The sequence below is a fragment of the Exiguobacterium abrahamii genome (genome assembly GCF_015645365.1).
GTDB lineage: Bacteria > Bacillota > Bacilli > Exiguobacteriales > Exiguobacteriaceae > Exiguobacterium_A > Exiguobacterium_A abrahamii.
Genome location: NZ_JADOYC010000001.1, coordinates 271,206 through 286,984, shown reverse-complemented (window position 1 = coordinate 286,984; position 15,779 = coordinate 271,206). Strand labels below are relative to the sequence as shown.

Genomic DNA, 15,779 nt, shown 5'->3' with positions numbered 1-15,779 from the left:
ACGGACGCTGTTCGATCAGCTACTTATTTTAATTTTTCAAGCTCTTCATAGAAGAGTTGATCAAGGAGAGCAGGGTTCGCCATTCCTTTTGTTTTCTTCATGATTTGACCGATGACGAAACCTTTCTTCCGGTCACGTCCACCGAGTAATTCCTCGACGACGGCTGGGTTCGCTTCGAACATCTCGACGATGAGACCACGTAGCAATCCTTCGTCTGAAATTTGTGCAAGACCGTTTGCTTCGACGTATGCACGTGGCTCGACACCTTCTTCGATGACGGCCGTGAAGACTTGTTTGGCGATTTTTGAAGAAATCGTGCCGCTTGCGATCAAGTCGATCATCTCTGCCAGACGAGCTGGTGTCATCTTGACTGTTTCGAACGTTTCCGTCGATTTATTCAAGTGACCTTGGATCTCACCGATCGTCCAGTTGGCTGCTGCTTTTGGCTCTGCGCCTGCTGCGAGAGTCGCTTCGAAATACTCTGCCATCTCACGTGTGACCGTCAGTTGTTTCGCATCATACGCCGAAAGACCAAGTTCTTCTTGGTAACGGACGCGACGTGCATCCGGAAGTTCCGGGATACCGGCACGGATCGCTTCTTTCCAATCGTGATCCAACACGAGCTTGACGAGGTCAGGCTCTGGGAAGTAACGATAATCCGACGCCCCTTCTTTGACACGCATGAGGACGGTTTGTTTTTTCGTCTCATCGAAACGGAGTGTTTCTTGACGCATTACACCACCCGCAAGCAACAATTTGCGGTGACGATCTTCTTCGAACTCAAGACCTTTTAAGACGTTTCCGAACGAGTTCAAGTTTTTAAGTTCTGTTTTCGTACCGAACTTCTCTTGTCCGTATGGGCGAACGGAGATATTACAGTCACAACGAAGTGATCCTTCTTCCATCTTGACGTCCGAGACGCCTGCATATTGCAAGACTTCCTTGAGACGTTCGAGGTAGGCGACCGCATCTTTCGGTGAGCGCATGTCCGCTTCACTGACGATCTCAATCAGCGGTGCGCCTGTCCGGTTGAAGTCGACGACTGAGTGATTCGCACCCGTGTGGTTCATCTTACCAGCATCTTCTTCCAGATGGACACGTTCGATCCGGAAGCGTTTTGTTTCGCCATCGACTTCCGCATCAATGTAGCCATCGAAGCCGATCGGTTGATCGAACTGTGAGATTTGATACGCTTTTGGCGTATCTGGATAGAAGTAGTTCTTCCGGTCGAATTTCGTTTGATCGGCCACTTGGCAGTTGAGTGCCATTGCTGCACGCACAGCGAGCTCAACGGCTTTTTCGTTGATTTTCGGCAAGACGCCCGGATGTCCAAGACAAATTGGGCACGTTTTCGTGTTCGTCTCCGCGCCATATTCCCGCGCACAACCACAGAACATCTTCGTGTTCGTGCTCAGCTCGGCGTGGACCTCGATCCCGATGATCGTTTCAAAGTTCATGATACATTCGCTCCTTATAACTTCGGAAGCGCGAATCCACCTGTCGCAAGCTCAAACGCATGCGCAGCGCGATAGATCGTCGCCTCATCGAAATGTTTTCCAATGATTTGTAAGCCGACCGGAAGACCGTCGACGAATCCAGCTGGAACCGAGATGGCTGGGACACCTGCCAAGTTGATTGGAATCGTCAGGATGTCATTCGCATACATCGTGACCGGATCATCGAGCTGTGCACCGAGTTCGAATGCTGGTGTCGGTGCTGTTGGTCCGATGATGACGTCATAGTTCGCGAGGACATCGTCGAAATCCTTTTTGATCAACGTTCGCGCTTGTTGTGCTTTTTTATAGTAGGCATCGTAGTAACCTGAGCTGAGCGCATACGTTCCGAGCATGATCCGGCGTTTGACTTCGTCTCCGAATCCTTGTGAGCGGGAATACTTGAAGACATCTTCAAGTGCATCTGCTTCCGCACGAACTCCGTAACGAATACCGTCAAAGCGCGCAAGGTTCGAGGATGCTTCGGATGAAGCGAGTAAGTAGTACGTCGCAAGCGCATATTTCGAGTTCGGGAGTGACACTTCATCGACCGTCGCACCGAGTGCTTCGAGTTTTTGGATCGCTTCACGAATGTTGGTTTTGACACCTTCACTGACACCCTCACCGAAGTATTCTTTCGGAACAGCAATCTTCAGACCTTTGATATCACCTGTCAACGCTTGTGTGTAATCCGTTGCTGCGACGTTCGCAGACGTCGAATCCATCTCACAGTGTCCTGCGATCGCGCTCAAGAGATATGCGTTGTCTTCGACTGTTCGTGTCAACGGACCGATTTGGTCAAGCGACGACGCGAACGCCACGAGACCGAAGCGTGAGACGAGACCGTATGTCGGTTTCAACCCGACGACACCACAATAGGCAGCCGGTTGACGAATCGAACCACCTGTATCCGAACCAAGGCTGAACAAGACTTCGCCTGCTGCGACAGCTGCTGCTGAACCACCCGAAGAACCACCTGGAACGTGTTTCGTATTCCATGGGTTGCGAACCGGTTTGTACGCTGAATTCTCGTTTGAAGAACCCATCGCGAACTCATCCATGTTCAATTTCCCGATTGTGATCGCCCCTGCTTCATGCAGACGCTCGACGACCGTCGCGTCATGCGCTGGTACGAAGTTCTCGAGGAATTTCGAACCACATGTCGTCGTCATCCCTTTCGTGACGATGTTATCCTTGACGCCGATTGGAAGACCAAACAATGGATTTGCTTCATGTTTCGCGACATCATCCATTCGTTTTGCTTGCTCGAATGCTTCTTCGTTCAATGAAAGAAACGCACCGATTTTTCCATCGACGCGGTCGATTTGATCAAAGGATTCTTGGACGAGTTCAGAAACTTTGACTTCGCCATCCTGAATGAGTGTGTGTAGTGTTTTGACACCATGTTCAAAAAGTGACATCGGGTCATTTCCTCCTTATTCGAACACCGCTGGGACGCGGACTTGTCCGTCTTCCCAATCAGGTGCGAGTCGTTCTACTTCCGTACGCGGAAGTGATGGACGTACTTCGTCCTTACGTAGGACGTTCTTTAAATCGAGGACGTGAGTCGTCGGTTCGACGCCTGTCGTATCGAGTTCATTTAATTGTTCAGCGAACCCGAGAATCTTCTCGAGTTGTCCTGTGAATTGTGCTACTTCTTCATCTGTCACGGCAAGGCGTGCCAAATGCGCCACGTGGCGGACTTGCTCCTCATTAATCTTTGCCATGTCATTCCACCTCCGGAACTTTTGCGATATATTTTACACTATTTCTAATCATAGCACTTTTCGTCCAGACAAAAAAGACGATGGTGCATCGGGGGGAGGTCCGCACCATCGTCCTATAGGGGTAGCAAAGCTTCCGGGCGGAAAGCTTCTAGTTATGAAATACCCGCTTTAAATCAGACGAAACAAAAATACTGAATATTCATACTAATACATCGACGAGCAAGTAGACATTGAAGACGATGACGATCGAGACGATGATCCAGGCCAACGTGTTCATGAACCGACTGTTCCGATGTTCCCCCATGTACCGTTCACTCGCTGTCGCCCGAATCAAGGGAATGAGCGCGAACGGAATCCCGAACGATAAGGCGACCTGACTGAGGACAAGTGCCCGTGTCGGATCAAAACCGGAGAACAGCAACACAATCGCCGGCAACATCGTCACGGTCCGTCGAACGAACAATGGCAGTTGAAGATGGAGGAAGCCACGCATGATCGCGTCCCCTGACATCGTTCCGACGCTTGAAGAAGCAAGACCCGAGACGAGTAAAGCAATCGCAAACAGATACGGTGCGCTACCACCGAGCGTGACATGAAGTCCCTCGTAGATTGCTTCAAGCGAACCCGCTTGATACGTCGTGCCGTAAAACACACTGGCGGCGATGACGAGCATCGCTCCGTTGACCGCTCCAGCAATCAACATCGCTCCCCAGATGTCGAAACGCTGGATGCGTAACATCGACAATTTATTCGCAACGTGCCCCATCCGTCGTTTCGTTAAATCGGAATGGAGATAGATCGCGTGCGGCATGACGGTCGCTCCGAGCATTCCGGCAGCGAGGACGATACTCGACGTACCTTCGAATCCCGGTAACAACCCTGCCGATAGATCACGAAAGACCGGATGGACTTCAAATACTTCAATCGCAAAAGCAGCGGCGATGATTAAAACAAGAACGGCAATGACGGCTTCGAAATGTCGAAGCCCTTTTTGCTCGAAGCCGAGGATGACGAATGATAGGATTGCCGTCAACAGCGCCGCCATCCGTAAATCGATCGCGAACAGTAAATGAAATCCGAGTGCCGCGCCGACGAACTCCGCGAGATCGGTTGCCATCGCTACAAGTTCCGCTTGGACCCAGTAGAAGAAGCGCGTGACCGGCGATAACTCTTCCCGGATTACTTCCGCTAAACTGAGATTGCTGACGATTCCAAGCTTGGCTGACAGGAACTGAATGACGACCGCCATCAAGTTCGAGGCAACGATGACCCAGAGCAGCAAATAGCCATACTGGGCGCCTGCCGTCATGTTCGTCGCGAAGTTTCCCGGATCGAGATACGCGACGGCAGCAACGAACGCCGGTCCGATATATGTCCGTTTTTTCGGTAAATCTTGTGTAAGTGGCTGTGTCGCCATCTCGTTCACCTCACTTTTTGTTTTCATTATACGCTCATATTGCGCAAGTGCAACAAATATGTTTATGGTAAATAACAACATATGAAGTGAATTAAAAAGGGATGTCTCCTGTAATCAGGAAACACCCCTTTTGGTTAATTAGACGATTTTCCGCTCAGGTTCTGCACCTTTTAGTTGCGCTTGTACCTGATCGAATTCGTCATAGATGGCTTGACTCGGTTCCTTCGTCACGAGACTGCCGATGACGAGCGCAATCGTAGAAGCGATGAACGCCGGAATCATCTCGTACATTTCCGAAATGTAGGATGGTAATCCAGCAACGTTCTGATTGATGAGAATCCAAGCGATGACGACGACGGATCCCGTGATCATCGAAGCAAGTGCTCCAGTCTTGTTCATCCGGCGCCATAGTAAGCTGAACAGCACGACTGGTCCGAACGCTGAACCAAAACCAGCCCACGCATATCCGACGAGCGTCAGAATCGACTTCTGCGCGCCAAACGATAAGAGAATCGCGAGAACCGCAACGACGAGAACCATGACGCGACCCATGATCATCAGTTCGCGGTCTGAGGCACTCCGTTTAAAGAAACGGTGATAGAAATCATTCGTCGCCGCACTCGAAGAGACGAGGAGTTGCGTCGAAATCGTCGACATGATCGCAGCGAGTAAGGCTGCCAGCAACAGTCCCGTAATGAATCCTGGGAAGAGATCACGTGATAGTTGAATGAAGACATTCTCTGGATTTTTTAGTCCAGCACTTTGTTGCGTGAAGTAGGCATAACCAATCAAACCTGTCACCATCGCACCAACAATCGAGAATGTCATCCAAATCATTCCGACGCGACGTGCCGACTTCATCTCGTGTAAGTTCCGGATTGCCATGAAACGGACGATGATATGCGGTTGACCGAAATACCCGAGTCCCCAAGCGAGGAGCGAGATGATACCGATCGTCGTCGTCCCTTTGAAGAGTTCCAATTTAGAGCCGTCCGTCGACCGGATCGTCTCGAGTGTGTCGTTGATCCCACCACTTAAAGTCAATGCAATAGCAGGTACGATCAACAGCGCGATGACCATGATCATCCCTTGGACGACGTCCGTCCAACTGACAGCAAGGAAACCGCCGAGGAAGACATATGCAATGACGACGCCCGCAAGAATCCAAAGACCCTTCGTGTACTCGAGACCAAAGACGGCTTCGAACAAACGACCACCAGCGACAAAACCACTTGATGCGTACATTATAAAGAATATTAAGATAACTCCAGCTGAAACAGTACGCAAGACACCACTTTTATCGTGGAATCGTTTTTCAAAGTAATCGGGAATCGTGATCGCATCTCCTGCATGTGCCGTATACGCACGCAGACGCGGCGCAACGAGTAACCAGTTGGCGTATGCGCCAAGCAATAAACCAACGACGATCCATCCACTGGACAGACCAGTTGCATACATCGCACCCGGTAATCCCATCAACAGCCAGCCACTCATGTCACTTGCCCCTGCAGAGAGCGCCGTGACGACGGGACCAATCGTACGTCCCCCAAGCATGTAGTCATTCATGTTCTTCGTCCGATAATACGCAATGACGCCTAGTGCGACCATCAGTCCGAGATACAGCAAAATCGCGAACCACATTCCGTTCATCCTTGCTCCCCCTTTTTTCGTGATATAAGAAAAACGGGCATGCAGGTCGCACACCCGTTTCATCTATTAAACACCATTTCAGAACATTTCTGAAGTTGTTTTTGCTTGAAGATGTAAAGTCAAGTAATCCGGTCCGCCTGCTTTTGAATCCGTTCCAGACATGTTGAATCCACCGAATGGTTGGTAGCCGACGATTGCGCCTGTGCACCCACGGTTGAAGTAGAGGTTACCAACGTGGAAGTTCGCACGCGCGTACTCTTGGTTCGTCCGGTCTTGCGTGATGACAGCACCTGTCAATCCGTATTCCGTGTTGTTCGCGATGTCGATTGCTTCTTTGAAATCTTTCGCTTTCGTGAAGGCGACGACTGGTCCGAAGATCTCTTCTTGCATCAAACGATCCGTTGGTTGAACGTCAGCGACGACTGTCGGTGAGACGAAGAATCCTGTTGAATCATCTGCCGTACCACCTGCGACGATACGTCCTTCTTCTTTTGCGACGTCGAAGTACGACGTGATTTTCTTGAATGCTGCTGCGTCAATGACCGGTCCGACATTGTTCGAGACATCTGTCGGGTTACCGATGCTCAGTTTGTTCGTGTTCGCGACAACTTTTTCGAGCAACTCGTCATAGACAGAGTCGAGTGCGACGACACGTGAACAAGCTGAACATTTTTGACCCGAGAATCCGAATGCCGCTTTCGTGATCATGTCCGCTGCGTAATCGAGGTCAGCCGACTCATCGATGACCATCGTATCTTTTCCGCCCATTTCCGCAATGACGCGTTTGAGCCAGATTTGACCTTCGTTTAGTTTCGATGCCCGCTCGTTGATGCGAAGACCGACATCACGTGATCCCGTGAAGCTGATGAAACGTGTTTTCGGATGATCGACGAGGTAGTCACCAACTTCTGCTCCTGAACCGGGTACGAAGTTCAAGACACCAGCTGGAAGACCAGCCTGCTCCATCACTTCGACGAATTTCGCTGCGACGACCGGTGTCGTCGATGCGGGTTTCAAGAGGATCGGATTCCCTGCCACGATTGCTGCGACAGCTGTTCCAGCCATGATCGCGAGTGGGAAGTTCCATGGTGAGATGATGACACCAACACCGAGTGGAATGTAATCGTAACGGTTGTATTCGCCTGGACGACTCTCGACTTTTTTGCCGTCTTTTAAGACGAGCATCTGACGTGCGTAGTATTCGAGGAAGTCGATTGCTTCTGCTGTATCGGCATCGGCTTCGTTCCAAGGCTTCCCTGCTTCTTTGACGAGGTAGGCAGAGAACTCATGCTTCCGCTTGCGGATGATGTTCGCTGCTTTGAATAGGACGTCCGCACGTACAGACGGATTGACGAATTTCCATGTTTCGAAAGCTGTGACTGCTGCTTGCATCGCTTCTTCTGCATGTTCCTGTGTCGCTTTCGAGACACGTCCGACGATTTCTTCTTTGTTAGCCGGATTGACGGAGACGATTTTATCTTCCGTCGTCACATGTTTTCCACCGATGACGAGCGGATAATCTTTGCCGAGTTCTTGCGTGACGAGTGCAAGTGCCTCTTCGAACGCTTTCTTGTTTGCTTCTTGTGAGAAGTCCGTGAATGGTTCGTGTTTGTACGGAATCATCTCTATTCCCCCTTTAATCTCTACTTTAAATCGCTTACATTCTCCATTGTACAGAAGCATGAGTCCGCTTACAATTATTCTAGTCAAAAAAATAGAGGAGCGACCGATTTGGTCGCTCCTCCGTTCTCAATTATTCCTTCGCTTGTGAAAAGACGATCTCTTCGTGTTCAATTGAAACTTTAACGTCTTGCCCTTGGAATAACCAATCATCTTGATCCGAGACGACGAAGTGGATGCCGTCGACGACTTCTTCGACTGCTGCCCGTTCGACTTCTTCCATATGAACACCAACCGAGAAACCTTGTGTTAAATCCGTTGAGCCACCATATTTTGCGAAGAAGCGAATCGTATCGCCTGATTTTGCTTCCATCTCATCTTTAAAGTATTGCAATGCCTCATCTGTAATATGAATTTTCATATCTATCACTCCCCTTTCGTTTAGTGTACCGATATCCTACTCAAAAAAGCGAATTTCCTGTATGGTAGAGACAAGATTAGCTATGGAATCACCATGAAACATTCATCTTAGGAGGAATTCGAATGAAACGATCGCTCGTAGTGCTGCTTGCGACCAGTCTCGTACTCGTCGGTTGCGGAAACGATTCTCCGTCTTCTACAGATACCAAATCCCCGAAGACGACGGAAACGAAACAACAGAAGGCTGAACAAGCCGTTCTTGACGTCTATCAAACATACGAAAAAACGCTCGGTCAATCCGGACGAGCAGATGCGAAGGATCTCGCATCGATTGAATATACGGGTGACGAAAAACAACTTGAACCGCTTGCCGTTGGTGCGAAAAACTTGAATGTCGTTCCCGGTAAGGTCGTCAAGTCGTTCCAAAAGGGCGACGTCGCCTATATCATCCACGAATTCAAGGATGCAAAAGGATCGATTCTCCCGAACCGAGGATCGAAGCTGTTATTGAAGAAAGACGACGAGTGGAAGGTCGTTCTGACACCGACGACCTTCGACCCAGCCGTCTTCTCGACGCTTGGCGATATGTTCACCGGATTCAACGCTGATGAGTATGGTGTCAATGCGAAGGCAGCTGACGAGATTGGAAAAACGGATGAAAAAGAGCAGGATGCCGTCTTTTCTCGCGTCAATGCACAAACCGATTATATGGCGCTCGAGATGAACAGTAACATTCTGATGATTTACGGTGAGGCGCTCAAGAACGAAGGAAACCCTGAGACGCTCGTTGATTACTATCAAGACTACGCAGACTGGTATGAAGAAGAACAGCCACTCCTCATGAAGACGGCGAAAGCTGGTACGGATTATGAGAAGTACTTGATCGCACTCGATCCATTAAAAGAAAGTCTTCAAAAGAAGCTTGAGAAATATGCGGATCAATTAAACATGGAATTAGGATAAGGAGGAATTTTCATGCAAGCACCTACATTCACCCTTCCGAATGCACGAGGAGAATCAATTTCCCTCGAGGATTATCGTGGAAAAAAAGTCGTACTCTATTTCTATCCGAAGGATTCAACGCCTGGTTGTACGACCGAGGCATGTGATTTCCGTGATGCGACGCAAGCGTTCGAAGAGAACAACACCGTCATTCTCGGTGTTTCTGCTGATAGTCAGAAACGGCATCAAAATTTTATCGCAAAATACGAATTACCGTTTCAATTGTTATCAGATGTCGATCACGAAGTGTGTGAGCAATATGGTGTCTGGCAACTGAAAAAGAACTATGGTAAGGAATATTATGGAATTGTTCGCTCAACTTTCTTAATCGATGAATCTGGTGAAATCGTTAAAGAATGGCGCAGTGTGAAAGTAAAAGATCATGTCGCAGAAGCACTTCAGTACGTCCAAGAAAAGAAATAAGTTCAAGAACCAGTTGTTTCATACAACTGGTTCTTTTTGTATTAAATACTTCTAATAATTCCTAATTTTATCCTTACATAAAAATAAATTCGCGAGAAAAACGTTGGTATCACACATAAATTTAATGATTTTGAAATAATCTGAAAATATTCTATTGATTTTTCTGAATATTGTATTTATTATTGATAACAAGTTGATCCGGTGCTTTCCACAGCTTAAGAATAAAAGGCGATGACCCCTCTTATTTTTAGTCGGACACCGGATCGCTATCCTATCGGTTCTTATCGTTTCACCAGATATATCTATTTCTTTTGGGAGGGATTTACTTTATGAAGAAGAAAAAGGCACTTGCACTCGTCGGAGCACTGACAATCGCTGGATCAAGTCTTGCGGCATGTTCGACGACAGATGAAGGTTCAAAAGAAGGCAGTTCGACGTCAGGAGAGAAAGCCTCAGACAAGCAAGTCTTGAATTTGATCAACGGTTCGGATATCCCGGCACTTAGCCCAACCGTCGCAACGGACTCAGTATCGTTTACAGTCTTGAACAACGTTCAAGAAGGACTGTTCCGCCTTGACGACAAACAAGAAGCAACACCGGGTGTCGCAGAAAGTGTTGACATTTCAGAAGATAAACTTACATACACATTTAAACTTCGTGATTCGAAATGGTCGGACGGCAGTGATGTCACAGCAAAAGACTTCGAATACGCATGGAAACGCGTCCTTGATCCGAAGAGTGGTTCGCAGTATGCATACATCATGTACCTCATCGAGGGTGCAGAAGCATACAACACAGGTAAAGGGAAAGCAGAAGATGTCGCAGTCAAAGCGGTCGATGACAAGACACTTGAAGTCAAGTTGACACAACCGGCTGAATACTTCAAATCGTTGACTGGTTTCGGTTCATTCATGCCATTGAAACAAGAATTCGTCGAAAAACAAGGCAAGAACTTCGCATCGAATGCAGATACTTTCCTTTACAACGGTCCGTTCGTCCTCTCGGATTGGAAGACCGATGTCGGCTGGAGTTACAAAAAGAACAATGAGTATTGGGATAAAGATAACGTCAAACTTGAAGAAATCAACACGAAAATCGTTAAAGAAGTCTCTACAGGTGTCAACTTGTATGAAAAAGGCGATGTTGATTTAGCTGGCTTAACGAGTGAATTTGTCGATCAATATAAAGATGATGACGATTTCATAACTCGTCTCGATGCGAACATGTTCTACGTCCAAATGAACTTCAAGAATGAACTCTTGAAGAACAAGGATATCCGTAAAGCGATCGACTCTGGGTACGATAAAGAGCAGATGGCAAAGGTTCTCTTGAACAACGGTTCGATCCCTGCTTACTACTATGTACCAAAAGACTTTGCGAAAGGTCCAGACGGTAAAGACTTCCGTGATGGAAACGAAGGCTTCGGTTCATTCGATGCTTCTGCTGCAAAAGCATCATTCGAAAAAGGACTTAAAGAAGTTGGTAAGAAATCATTCAAACTTGAGCTACTCTCATATGATGATGACAACTCGAAGAAAATCTCAGAGTACCTCAAAGGCGAGTGGGAGAAAAACCTTCCAGGTCTTGAAGTCACGATCAAACAACAACCGTTCAAGAACAAGCTAGAGCTCGAATCGAAAGGTGAGTTCGAACTGTCATTCGCAGGATGGGGACCTGACTATCAGGATCCGATGACATTCCTCGATATGTGGGTAACTGGTGGACCATACAACCGCGGTAAATACACAAGCGATAAGTATGATTCACTCATCAAATCAGCTCAAAAAGAGACTGACGCAGCAAAACGTTGGCAGTCCCTCAAAGATGCTGAAAAAGTACTCCTTGAAGACGATCAAGCAATCTCCGTCATGTACCAAAAAGGTGTTTCTTCTCTTCGTAAACCATACGTCAAAGGAATCGTTAACCACAAAGTCGGTGCCGATACTTCGTACAAATGGGCTTACATCGAAGGAAAATAAGTTATATCAAAAGACCAGATTCGCTGACGAGCGTGTCTGGTCTTTTTTTCCATATGAGCCGTTTGTCCTATTTTTCTGAATAGAATTAAAATTTCGTGTCATTCTGTTTTCATTTCCATGACTTCCATTTATACTAAGCAAAGAATCCGATTCACTTTATTTACAATATTTTGCGGGAATTATTCATAATTAATGGAAATGTACCGATATATCTAATACAGAGGACTTTTGCCTCAATACTACATCGAACTAGGAAGGAGGACTCACTCATGAAGCAACGTGTACTTACGAGTCAACAGAGTTATACAGAAGAGCAGCTTGAGATGATTGAAGCCATCCGTGCGGTCGGTGAACTCATCCAGGACCGTCCACGCCGTACTGTCTATCGCCGTTATGCTTTAGTTAATGACTGGCCTCAACCGGAAAACATCATTCGTCAATTCGGATCATGGCCGGAAGCCTTGTCTGCTGCTGGGTATGAGTGGAATGTCGATCAACAGCCGGAGGAGCTCGAGCGGGCACCGAAATATACGAAAGACGAAATCTTAAAGTCATTCGAACGGTACGCACAAGACGTCGGCTCTACGATCACACTCAAGAAGTACCAGATGTGGCGTAAATCTGTCCATCATGCACCGAGTCACTATCACATCGTCAAGATGTTCGGTTCGTGGCACGATGCGTGTACCGCTGCAGGACTTGAAGCAAGCGTCACTTATTCGAAAGCTGAACTTGCTGCTTCTCTGCGTCAAGCCATCGAGGAGGTCGGCTTTGCCCTCTCTTTTGAAGCGTACCGGGAATGGGCAAAACGGAACAACAAACCATCGACGAAAGCCTTACTTCATCGTTACGGTTCTTGGTCAGCCGCGATCCATGCGATTGAAAATGAGATTCGTCTCAGCAAACAACAAGCACAATGAACTTATTCTTTTTCGATCCTTCTCGTTCATCTGAACTGGGAGGATTTTTTTCACCAAAAAAGAAGATAGCGTCTCTGCTACCTTCTTCTACTTGATTTAAATGACCTTCTCTTTCCACTCCTGATACGATGCCACACGATCGCGCCCTTGGAACTTCGCTCCGACGTACATCGCACGATCGGCATTTCGAATCAAACTCGCGAGATCACCAAGTTCCTTTAATGTATCGATGCCGATGCTAGCCGTGATCCGGAGCGTATGCCCTTCGACTAAGATCGGATTCGCATGCAACGTCTCGCGGATTCGTTCTGCGACGATTTGGGCTGAATCAAGATCCGTATTCGGTAGTAAGATGACGAACTCCTCTCCTCCGTAACGCGCGACAAGATCCGTGATGCGTGTTGCTTGCATTAGTAACTTCGCCACTTCAAATAAGACGACGTCTCCGACTTCATGACCGTACGTATCATTGATTTGTTTGAAGTGATCTAAGTCGATCATTAAGGCTGAGAACGGATAAAGATCGCGTTGTTTAATACGACGATCGCCCCACTCTTGCAAGGCACGATAGTTCGGTAGTTTCGTCATCGCATCCGTCCGGCTGTCGGTCAACAAGCGCTCTCGCTCGTGTGCCCGTTCCACTGCCCACGACAGAACACGTAGGGCACGATATAGCTCATAACCAAAATCCTGCGTGAACTCACCACTTGCATTCGAGGCAAGGAGCAACGAGCAGTTGATCGTCTCCGTCGCTTCCGGTTGAATAAAAAGGACCGACTGTGTCTCTTCCGGCAAGCTATCGTAAAGACGAATATCCCACTCCTGTTGCATCCCGTAAAGAAGGACTTCTTCTTTCTCGATGATATCTTCAATGATTCGCCCTTCGACATGATCGGCTTTTAACTTTCGTCCGTCCTTCAACGAATAGTAGACGCTCTGCTTTCCTTCTTTGAAATCAAATTTAATCCAAGCGATATCCGGTTTGACGAATTGATTGAGCTGTCGTAAATACCGCTCAATGATGAACTGGGCATCACCGTCTTTCCAAGCCGCCTCTTTTAATCGCTCAATCTGCTCCCAATGTTCGATCCGGTCTGTCGCCTCAACGGAACTTCCCAGTGCACGCTTGATGATGAATAAGGCAAACGCCGCCATGACGAGTCCGCTATTCCCGTTTCCTTGAACAACGAGTGTGCTGAAGATTCCGTATAACAATTCTGCCGTGATGACGACCGCTTCGAAACGTAGCAGCTGGAACATGACATCATTTGGAATGTTTTCTCCAAGAAGAAATCGAGATAACTGATATTGCAATAAGAGGACGATCCAGAGGATCGCGACCATCGCCAGTAACGGCACGATGTTTTCTGTCAGCACGAATGCTTCGCCATGTGTCCCGCCGAGTGCATTATAGGCAAGACCTGCTGGAACGATTAAAAACAATTCGAGTGCGACGTTGAAGGGATAGTTATGTAACATCCGCCGACGTCCGATTGGTGTATGAATCGTTCGCAACTGATAGATGAGCATCGTCAACTGCCCGACACAAATCGCTGATAGTAATCCATACGTCAAGAATGTAAAGAGGACGAATCCAAAATGGAAAGTAAAACTCATATGACGACGACGGACAGGATCGACGACGAAAATCGTCGATAAGGCGGCAATCAATAAGAACGTAAACAAATCGACGCTGAGACTATAATCTCTCGACTTCGCAAAAAGATCGATGCCTATGACGATTACGAAAAAAACGACCCAGCTTCGAAGGAGATATTGTTGAAAACGACGCACAAAACATTCCCCTTCCTTTAAATTATGTAGTTGTATATTACTGGAAATCGATATGTCTATTATTCTACTTTTCGAGCAAAAAGTCGAACTTCGATGGTTTCCTTTGATACAATTGACGCGAGGTGATTTTTTATGACAAATACATTCACGCAACACGCATTTGATACATTTCAGATTGATGGACTAGAACCACGGATGGAAGCGATTCGCGAACGCATCCAGCCGGTCTTTCGAGACATCGGTCAGGAAGTCGCACCTGATTTAACGGTCGCAACAGCAGAAGATGTCCATGTTCATATCGCGCAACACGCCCGCCGGAAGGTCAACCCTCCGAAGGATACATGGATGGCATTCTCCCCCGATAAACGTGGATACAAAAAACATCCGCATTTCCAAGTCGGTCTGTTTGATGATCATCTGTTCATTTGGCTCGCCTACATCTATGAGTTGCCGAATAAACAACAATACGCATCGAAACTGTTACAGCATACAGAACTGCTGACATCCCTTCCGGATGACTTCGTCGTCTCATACGATCATATGAAAAAAGACGCCGTCTCCGTTCATGAGACGGATATCGAAAAAGGATTACAACGTTTCCACGACGTCAAAAAGGCAGAATTCCTTGTTGGTCGCCACATTCCGGCAGAACAAGTGCATCACCTGTCACGCGAAGAATTACTGGAAATGATTCGAAATACCTATTCGCATCTCGTACCACTCTATAAAACGATTAAATAAAAAGGATGGCCGAATCGGTCATCCTTTTTACATTAGTTATATTTTACTAGAATTGACATGACTTGTGTACGGTCGGAATTCAAATTTAGATAAATGTTGACCTGTTTTGAGGAAACGGTCATGACGTTGAATGTTTTATCGAGTTTCGCTGTCGGATACGCTTTTTTGACTTCCTTGACTGTCACAGTTCGCTTGACCTGTTTCGGATCATAAACGATAGCACTGACTTTCGCTTTTGTGTCCTTCACTCCATACGTGGAGCAGTAATGAAGGGCACGATCCGCTGAGGCAAGACCATTTCCGCTTTGACACCAATTTGAGTTCTTTTCCCCCTTATAGGATTTATGTACTTGGGCAAGTGTTGTTTTTTCAAGAACAACTTTTCCATCGAGTGAACGTGCTTTTTTCGCTTGTGCTTGAATTTCTTGCAGCCATTTGACGTCTGTCTGTTTTGTTGCTTCGACCGGTTGGTTATATGAAGTGCCTGACACGATGCTGACAGTGAGTGCGGCAGTTAAGATAATTCCTAAGACTTGTTTCATGATGATGTCCTCCTCGGCGCCTATAAAAAGCGTTAATAATAAACTGATTCC

General features: G+C 47.3%; 14 protein-coding genes. 5 read left to right on the top strand and 9 right to left on the bottom strand.

Annotation, left to right across the window (positions count from 1 at the left end; all coding sequences use genetic code 11):
* Window positions 1-23: 23 nt before the first annotated feature.
* The 7 genes from gatB to ITJ88_RS01375 all read right to left on the bottom strand — a co-directional run bounded on the left by gatB (window position 24) and on the right by ITJ88_RS01375 (window position 8,328).
* Complete coding sequence (gatB, locus tag ITJ88_RS01405) at window positions 24-1,457, bottom strand: Asp-tRNA(Asn)/Glu-tRNA(Gln) amidotransferase subunit GatB (RefSeq protein ID WP_035396151.1); 1,434 nt, start codon at window positions 1,455-1,457, stop codon at window positions 24-26.
* A gap of 14 nt (window positions 1,458-1,471) precedes the next feature.
* The gene (gene gatA / locus ITJ88_RS01400) at window positions 1,472-2,914 is read right to left on the bottom strand and encodes an Asp-tRNA(Asn)/Glu-tRNA(Gln) amidotransferase subunit GatA (RefSeq protein ID WP_195864470.1); all 1,443 of its coding nucleotides are present in this window, start codon (window positions 2,912-2,914) and stop codon (window positions 1,472-1,474) included.
* Window positions 2,915-2,929: 15 nt separating this feature from the next.
* Complete coding sequence (gatC, locus tag ITJ88_RS01395; RefSeq protein ID WP_023469336.1) at window positions 2,930-3,220, bottom strand: Asp-tRNA(Asn)/Glu-tRNA(Gln) amidotransferase subunit GatC; 291 nt, start codon at window positions 3,218-3,220, stop codon at window positions 2,930-2,932.
* A 199-nt stretch (window positions 3,221-3,419) separates the two neighbouring features.
* Window positions 3,420-4,664 (bottom strand): Nramp family divalent metal transporter, encoded by a 1,245-nt coding sequence (locus ITJ88_RS01390; RefSeq protein WP_195864469.1) that lies wholly within the window; start codon window positions 4,662-4,664, stop codon window positions 3,420-3,422.
* Window positions 4,665-4,775: 111 nt separating this feature from the next.
* The gene (gene putP, locus ITJ88_RS01385) at window positions 4,776-6,287 is read right to left on the bottom strand and encodes a sodium/proline symporter PutP (RefSeq protein ID WP_304999642.1); all 1,512 of its coding nucleotides are present in this window, start codon (window positions 6,285-6,287) and stop codon (window positions 4,776-4,778) included.
* Between the two features lie 78 nt (window positions 6,288-6,365).
* Entirely contained in the window at window positions 6,366-7,910 is a 1,545-nt protein-coding gene (pruA, locus tag ITJ88_RS01380) for an L-glutamate gamma-semialdehyde dehydrogenase (protein WP_029342578.1), read from the bottom strand.
* Window positions 7,911-8,040: 130 nt separating this feature from the next.
* Window positions 8,041-8,328 carry a HesB/YadR/YfhF family protein gene (locus ITJ88_RS01375; RefSeq protein ID WP_023469340.1) on the bottom strand — a complete coding sequence of 96 codons (288 nt, stop codon included), beginning with the start codon at window positions 8,326-8,328 and terminating at the stop codon, window positions 8,041-8,043.
* A gap of 122 nt (window positions 8,329-8,450) precedes the next feature.
* Here ITJ88_RS01375 and ITJ88_RS01370 point away from each other — a divergent pair, with 122 nt between their 5' ends.
* The 4 genes from ITJ88_RS01370 (at window position 8,451) to ITJ88_RS01355 (ending at window position 12,651) form a co-directional block, all read left to right on the top strand.
* Window positions 8,451-9,290 (top strand): hypothetical protein, encoded by an 840-nt coding sequence (locus ITJ88_RS01370; RefSeq protein ID WP_195864468.1) that lies wholly within the window; start codon window positions 8,451-8,453, stop codon window positions 9,288-9,290.
* A 12-nt stretch (window positions 9,291-9,302) separates the two neighbouring features.
* Complete coding sequence (bcp, locus tag ITJ88_RS01365) at window positions 9,303-9,752, top strand: thioredoxin-dependent thiol peroxidase (RefSeq protein WP_195864467.1); 450 nt, start codon at window positions 9,303-9,305, stop codon at window positions 9,750-9,752.
* A gap of 329 nt (window positions 9,753-10,081) precedes the next feature.
* Window positions 10,082-11,731, top strand: coding sequence for a peptide ABC transporter substrate-binding protein (locus ITJ88_RS01360; RefSeq protein WP_195864466.1), 1,650 nt, complete (start codon window positions 10,082-10,084; stop codon window positions 11,729-11,731).
* 269 nt (window positions 11,732-12,000) lie between these two features.
* The gene (locus ITJ88_RS01355) at window positions 12,001-12,651 is read left to right on the top strand and encodes a homing endonuclease associated repeat-containing protein (RefSeq protein WP_047393045.1); all 651 of its coding nucleotides are present in this window, start codon (window positions 12,001-12,003) and stop codon (window positions 12,649-12,651) included.
* 96 nt (window positions 12,652-12,747) lie between these two features.
* Here the strand turns inward: ITJ88_RS01355 and ITJ88_RS16445 are convergent, their stop codons facing one another.
* Window positions 12,748-14,445 carry a GGDEF domain-containing protein gene (locus tag ITJ88_RS16445; RefSeq protein WP_058703796.1) on the bottom strand — a complete coding sequence of 566 codons (1,698 nt, stop codon included), beginning with the start codon at window positions 14,443-14,445 and terminating at the stop codon, window positions 12,748-12,750.
* Window positions 14,446-14,577: 132 nt separating this feature from the next.
* Between ITJ88_RS16445 and ITJ88_RS01345 the strand changes: the two genes are divergently transcribed.
* On the top strand, window positions 14,578-15,186 hold the full coding sequence (locus ITJ88_RS01345; protein WP_058703797.1) for a YktB family protein: 609 nt from the start codon (window positions 14,578-14,580) through the stop codon (window positions 15,184-15,186).
* Window positions 15,187-15,218: 32 nt separating this feature from the next.
* Here the strand turns inward: ITJ88_RS01345 and ITJ88_RS01340 are convergent, their stop codons facing one another.
* Window positions 15,219-15,728, bottom strand: coding sequence for a hypothetical protein (locus ITJ88_RS01340; protein WP_195864465.1), 510 nt, complete (start codon window positions 15,726-15,728; stop codon window positions 15,219-15,221).
* Window positions 15,729-15,779 lie beyond the last annotated feature (51 nt).